Consider the following 403-nt stretch of genomic DNA (forward strand, 5'->3'; position numbering starts at 1 on the left):
GATGTGCTGGCCTGGCCGGCCGACACCCCGCTCACCTGGCGCCAGGGGGTTCGTTTCGTGGCCATCGACATGTCCCCGTTGTGTCGGGCGGCGATCCGCACCGGACTGCCGCAGGCCACCGTGGTGGTCGATCATTTCCATGTGGTGCAGCTTGCGAACAAGATGCTCAATCTGGTGCGCCGCCGTCTGACCCGCACACACCGCGGCAGACGTGGCCGGGCCGGAGATCCGGAGTGGAAGGCCCGGCGCAAGCTGCTGCGCAACCGGGAGGATCTGACCGACGCTGAGTTCGAGCGGATGTGGAACCCGCTGATGGACCAGGGCCCGATCGGCCAGGCGCTGCTGGTGGCCCGAGATCGAAGCCTTCCTGAACACCGGCATCAGCAACGCCAAAAGCGAAGGG

At 67.0% G+C, this 403-nt stretch carries 1 protein-coding gene; it reads left to right on the top strand.

The window, feature by feature from the left end; genetic code table 11:
- Positions 1-403 (top strand): transposase (locus tag FMEAI12_RS12485; protein ID WP_200835267.1); only part of this gene is annotated, 403 nt, incomplete at both ends.

The sequence above is a fragment of the Parafrankia sp. Ea1.12 genome, from assembly GCF_900465275.1.
Taxonomy (GTDB): domain Bacteria; phylum Actinomycetota; class Actinomycetes; order Frankiales; family Frankiaceae; genus Parafrankia; species Parafrankia soli.